This window comes from Rubrivirga sp. (assembly GCF_049648075.1).
Lineage (GTDB): Bacteria > Bacteroidota > Rhodothermia > Rhodothermales > Rubricoccaceae > Rubrivirga.
The window spans coordinates 1-5811 of record NZ_JBARYR010000691.1; the positions used below are offsets into that span (position 1 = coordinate 1).

Annotated in this window: 6 protein-coding genes; 2 read left to right on the forward strand and 4 right to left on the reverse strand. The window is 70.5% G+C overall.

Annotated elements, in window-relative coordinates:
- Together WBA11_RS18320 and WBA11_RS18325 are read left to right on the forward strand one after the other, a co-directional pair.
- Positions 1–801, forward strand: an 801-nt coding sequence (locus tag WBA11_RS18320; RefSeq protein ID WP_424522074.1) for a YifB family Mg chelatase-like AAA ATPase, incomplete at its 5' end; no start/stop codon positions are given.
- Positions 798–1361, forward strand: a complete 564-nt coding sequence (locus tag WBA11_RS18325) for a transposase (protein ID WP_424522075.1) — start codon at positions 798–800, stop codon at positions 1359–1361. The genes WBA11_RS18320 and WBA11_RS18325, both read left to right, overlap by 4 nt.
- 137 nt (positions 1362–1498) lie before the next feature.
- Here WBA11_RS18325 and WBA11_RS18330 read toward each other — a convergent pair whose 3' ends face one another.
- From WBA11_RS18330 to WBA11_RS18345, 4 genes are all read right to left on the reverse strand, one after another.
- Positions 1499–1906: an ExbD/TolR family protein gene (locus WBA11_RS18330; protein WP_424522076.1), complete on the reverse strand. Its 408-nt coding sequence runs from the start codon at positions 1904–1906 to the stop codon at positions 1499–1501.
- A gap of 1 nt (position 1907) precedes the next feature.
- Entirely contained in the window at positions 1908–2636 is a 729-nt protein-coding gene (locus tag WBA11_RS18335) for a MotA/TolQ/ExbB proton channel family protein (RefSeq protein ID WP_424522077.1), read from the reverse strand.
- Positions 2637–4616 carry an SPOR domain-containing protein gene (locus WBA11_RS18340; protein WP_424522078.1) on the reverse strand — a complete coding sequence of 660 codons (1980 nt, stop codon included), beginning with the start codon at positions 4614–4616 and terminating at the stop codon, positions 2637–2639.
- A 34-nt stretch (positions 4617–4650) separates the two neighbouring features.
- On the reverse strand, positions 4651–5811 hold a 1161-nt coding region (locus WBA11_RS18345), incomplete at its 5' end, for a hypothetical protein (RefSeq protein ID WP_424522079.1).

Sequence of the window (5811 nt, forward strand, 5' to 3'; positions counted from 1 at the left end):
ACCAAGATCTTGAGCGTCGGAGGGCGACTGAACGGCGCGCTGCGGCACGGGTTGGTCGCCGAGCGCCCGTTCCGCTCGCCGCACCACACGATCTCGAACGCCGGGCTGGTCGGCGGCGGCTCGAACCCGATGCCCGGCGAGATCTCGCTCGCCCACAACGGCGTCCTGTTCTTGGACGAGCTGCCCGAGTTCGACCGGCCCGTCCTCGAGGTGCTACGGCAACCTCTAGAGGAAGGGGAGGTCACGATTGCTCGCGCTCGAGCGACGGTTCGCTACCCCGCGCGATTCATGCTGATGGCGAGCATGAATCCGTGCCCGTGTGGTCACGCCGGTGACCCAACGCGGGCGTGCGTCTGCGCCCCCGGCCAAGTCCAGCGCTACCTCGCCAAAGTGAGCGGCCCGCTCTTGGACCGGATCGACCTGCACGTCGAGGTCACGCCGGTCCCGTTCGACGACCTGGGCCGCATCGAGGTCGCGGAGCCGAGCGCGGCCGTCCGGTCCCGCGTCCAAGCCGCACGCCAACGACAGGCCGAGCGGTTCGCCGGCCTCGAGGGCCGCTATTGCAACTCCCAGATGACCGCCCCCGAGGTCCGCCGCTGGTGCCGCCTGGACGACGCGAGCCGGGGCCTGCTCAAGTCCGCGCTGACGCGGCTCGGCCTGTCCGCCCGCGCCCGCGACCGGATCCTCAAGGTGTCCCGCACCATCGCCGACCTCGAGGGCGTGGCGGCGGTCGGCGCGTCGCACATCGCGGAGGCCATCCAGTACCGGTCCCTCGACCGGGCGGGGTGGGGCGTCTCGTGACCCTCTGTCCGCTGTGCGACCTCGAGGACGACCCGGTCTCGGTCGTTGCAGAGCCTTCCTCGAGGTACCGAGGCTACCGCATCCCGTCGGCAAGGTTGCCGTCGTTCGACTACGGCGTCGGCGTCTTCTTTGTGACCATCGCCACTCGAGGTCGTGCGCCGTGGTTCGGCGTCCTCGAGGGCGGGCAGGTTGCACCGTCGTGGGCCGGGCGCGTCGTCCTCGAGGAATGGGAGCGGACCGGCACACTGCGCCCAGCCGTCACGCCCGACGCGTTCATCGCGATGCCTGACCACGTCCACGGAATCCTGTCGATTAGCGCCGAACCGGCTGGAGACGTAGAGACGCCACGCCGTGGCGTCACTGGCGAGCGCGGTGCATCGTGGCGCTCTGGTGTTCTCGGCGCTGTCATCGGTCGGTTCAAAGCCCAGTGCACCCGTCGCATCCGCGAGCGGCATCCAGACTTTGCGTGGCAGCCTCGCTTCTGGGACGTCGTCATCCGCGACGAGCGCCACCTCGAGGCCGCACGGCGTTATGTCCTCGAGAACCCCACGCGAGGGTGATGTCCGTCCTCGAGGGCGAGTCCTCGGGAAGCGACCTCGAGGTCGGAGACGCCACAGCGTGGCGTCTCTACGTCGTCCGCAGCCTCGAGTCTGACGAAGGAGAACGGTGCGTTCGTCGCGACCTCGAGGTCGCCTGCCTATTCGGCCGCGGCGGCTTCGGTCGCGATGGACACGCGCATGTCGAGGGCCGACGCCACCGACGCGACCGCCGCCAATCCGTCGATGGTCGCCTCCCGGTCCGCGTAGACCGCGAGCGACGTCCGGCCCTCCCGGACCGCCTGCACGGCCGAGGTCAGGCTGTCCCGCACGACCACTCGGTCCTCGACGGTGTAGACGTTGAGCGAGTCGATGGTGACCGCCACGTACTCCTGCTCGAGCGGCGTCGCCGAGGCCACGTCCGGCAGGTTCACGCGAAGCCCGTTCTGCGTCACGAACGATGACGTGAGCAGAAAGAAGATGAGCAGGAGCAGGACGATGTCCGTCAGCGAGGCCAGGCTGAACGCGGTCAGCGATTTCCGGCCGGACGAGAAGTTGAACGAGGCCATGCTATCGGGACGGCGGGGCCTGGAGGAAGTCGACGAAGTCGGACGAGACGCGCTCGAAGCCGTTGACCAACCGGCCGATCCGGCTCACCAAAATGTTGTACGCGAACAGGGCGAGCAGCCCCACGGCCAAACCGGCCGCTGTCGTGACGAGAGCTTCCCAGATGCCCCCTGCCAGAAGCGATGGGTTGACCAGGCCCTCATAGCGCTGGATCTGGCGGAACGCGCCGATCATGCCGGTCACGGTCCCCAGAAAGCCGAGCATCGGGGCGATGGCCGCGACGGACGCGAGAAGGTCCATCCGCTTCTCGAGCGAGTACGTCTCGCGCCGGCCCGCCTCCTGGATCGCCGCCTGGATCTCGTCGATCGGGCGTCCCAGCCGCTCCAAGCCGCGCTGGACGATTCTCGAGGCCGGCGAGTCGCGCTCGCGGCAATAGGCGACCGCCGCCGTGACGTCTCCCGTGGCCACGTAGTCCGAGACGTTGCGCACCAGCGTGTCCGGGTCCCCCTCCGCGCGGCGGAGCGCACGAACCCGCTCCCACACGATGGCGACCATCAGGATCGACAGCAGAACGATCGGGACCATCGACCAGCCTCCTAAGAACAGGAGCTCGAAACCGCCGCGGAGCGATTCCATGAACGATGGTTCCGCTGCAACGGGCGGAGCGGCAGCGAGGGTGTCCGCGATGACGGACGAGTCGGGGGCGGTTTGGAGCATGAGGGCCGGGCGCATCTAGAGCGTCTGGAGATCGAGAGGCCACGTGTCGCCAGGGGCCTGGGGGGGGAGTCGGTCGCGGAGGCGGATCGCGTCGCCGCGTGAGGAGAACTGTCCGACGGCGACGCGGAACATGGGGCGCCCGCGGCTCTCGGCCTCGAGGACGGCCGTCCGGTAGCCGGAGCGAGCGTACCGCTGGCTGAGCTGCTGAGCGTCGGAACGGGCCGGCGTCGAGAGCACGATCAGTGTCCAGGCGTCGGCGGTGGGACGGATGGGAGACCGGCTGGAGAGGGCCTGTCGTTCCGGCGCCGACAAGCCCACCAAGACGGGAGGCGTGATCGCGACGTCGGACTGCGGCGCCTGGCCGAGCCCCGGCCGGATCCGAGGCTCTTCGCGCTGAGCACTCGTCCTCGAGGTCGCGACTTGCGACGCCGACGTCCGCACAGCCCCGTCGGATTCAGCGCGAGGCGTCTCGAGCGGCCCAGCGGCCAGGGGGTCAGAACCGTCGGCCCCTGCAGAAGCGGGTAGGCCGAACGCTTGCCCGTCCTCGAGGCCAGAAGCGGTCGCCAGCGAGCCGTTCTCGTGAGAGGTGACGGTCGCAGGCAAGGTGCTGGATGAGGTCACCGATCGCGAGGACGGCTCGACAGCGGGCGATGTCGTGGGCTCTACCGCCCGTGGACCAAACTCGAAGGCGAGAGCCGCGAGCCCGGCCAACACGAGAAGGACCAGAAGGGTCCACGGAAACCGCCTGCGTGGGGGTGGCGGCTCAGGAGCCTGCCGTTCTTGGTGTGGTGCGGCCACCGTCTCTGCGATCGGCGCGGGCGCGACTGCCAGCACCGGGGGGTCGAAGGTCTCGTCCAGGGGCTCGGGCTGCGGGGCGACGGGCTCGGCCGGCCTAGCAGGCTCGACCTCGAGGTCGGCGTGAGGACGGGGCTCCTTGGCAGGAGCTCCAACTGGAGCCGCCGCAGCGGCTTCGGGGCGGAACGGGTCGTACCCGTCCTCGGCATCGTCCTCGAGGTCGGGCGCTGGCGAAACATCGTCGACGGGAGGCGTCTCCTGCTCCACGTCCTCGACGTCGACCACCTCTCTAGCCGGCGCGGCCACGACGAGGGGCTCCGCTGCAGCGGGGTCCTCGTTTGGGACGGGCGGGACCACGTCGAAATCCGCGTCCTCGATGTCTGAACCGCCGAGGTCGTCCTCGAGCCCGCTGAGGCTCGGAGGCGTGCCGGAGGGGAGAGTCGTCCACCCGTCACTCGCCCACGTGTCCCGATCGTCCTCGGCGCTCGGAGACGGTTGGAGAACGTCGTCGAACGCTTCGTCGAGGAGGTCGTCATCGACGAAGGTCGCCGATGCGATCGACAGGGGCTCCTCGGGCGTTGCAGGGGAGGTCGTCAGCTCCTCCAGCTCAGCGACAAGGTCGTCCGCTTGTTCGACGGGAGCATTCTCGGGCTGCGGCTCGCCCTCGAGGTCGGCCGGCTGAGGCGGCGGAGGTGTGGCGGGCGCGCTCGGGGTAGAGGGTTGCGCGGGGGGGGGCGTCTGAGGCTGCGCCGGCGCGGCCACCGACGACGCGTCCGTGCCCACCGGAGCGAGCCCCTGATACGTGCGGTTGACGGCATCCAGAAGGTCGGCCTCCACGCCGAGGACGACGCCCCCGCTCGTCCGTCTCAGCAGTCCCACGCCCGGCATTCGGACCTCACCGGTCGCCGCCAAGCGCCCCTCGATCTGGTCCATCGCCCGACTGTAGTCGCCGGGCGTCGACTCGAGGTCGGTGCCTCGGAACCGAGCGTAGGCCAGCTCCAGCGTCGTGTGTCCGGGCTTGGTCGCGACCAAGCCAACCGTCTGGCCCGGCGGCAGGAGGATGCGCTTCCCGTCCGCCTGCTCCTCGATTCGGGCGGAGACGTGTTGGCGAACCAGCGTCCCGAGGCCTGGAAGGGGGGCCGGCTGGCCAGCGATCAGGCGCTCACGGATAGCGGCGGCGACGGCGTCGAGCGGGGTCACGGGCGCGAAAGGGGAGACGAGGGAAGGTAGGGAGTCAACGGGAAAGGCGGATGCCGGCGAGGACCGTGAACGGCGGCTCGGGCGATCCCGGCCAGCGCTCCGCGTCGCCGACGAGCCGCTCGCCGCGGAGCACGATGGAGACCGCCTCTGTCACGTCGTACCGCGCGTCGAGGGCGAGCCGGCCCCACGCTTGGGCGTCGTCCCCACCGGTCCGGTCGAGGGGTCGCGCGCTCTCGGCCATCGCCGCGAGCCCGATCCTGCCTCGATTGGCCCCGAACGGTACCTGAAAGCCTGCCCGGCCTTGGACGGGTGCGTAGAAGGGGACCGCATCGACGCCCTCGGCGTCGGCAGCACGGACCTCGAGGCCGGCTGCGAACGAGATGCCACCCGGTGCGATCAGTGACACGTCGCCCCCCAATCCCAGGACGGTCAGGTCGAGGACGCTGGTCGTGAACTCGCCTCCGGCTTGGTCGAACACCAGGTACGTCGGCGCGCGCTGGCCGATTCCGAACACGCGGACGCGGGCGGCGCCGGGGCGGAGCTCGAGGCCGGCGCGGGCATCGACCGGGAATACGTCGGGGACGACGAGGGGATTGGGGACGACGAACGGGTTGACGCCGCTGAGATCGGTGAGCGAGCGGACCGCGACGTGAGGGTCGTTGCGGGCGAAGAGCCGCGTCGTCGCCCCGAGAGGCAGCGACAGGTCGACGATCGGGCCGGCCGTCTGTGCGTCCGCGCCCGTCGCCGGTCCGTCGACATCGAGGACGAGGGCTCGTGCGCCGAGCGCGATGCGCGGTCCGTCGGGCCTGCCGAAGGCGACGGCGAGACCTCCGGCGCCGTACCGCGTGTCCGTCCCCACGGCTCCAGTCCCAGCGATGCCACCCGCGGCATCGAGTCGGATCCGGTCGCCCACGATTCCGAGTTGTCCTCTCGCGTCGACGCGCCCCTCCGTCGTCTCGCGCTCGGACTCATCGGCGCGGCCCAGGGCGCCCTGCTCGTATCGGGCTGTCAGCGAGTACCGCGTCGCCCCGGCGCCCTCGATGCCGACCTCGACGCCGGCGGCCCGTCGGACGCGGTCGTCCGTGTTGAAGTCGGCCGGCGTGGAGTACCCGTCGAAGACGGCGTCGCCCTCGATGCGCAAACGGCCTGGCGCGAAGGACCGGCCCCCGGCGCGCGCTCGGATCCGGTCGAAGGT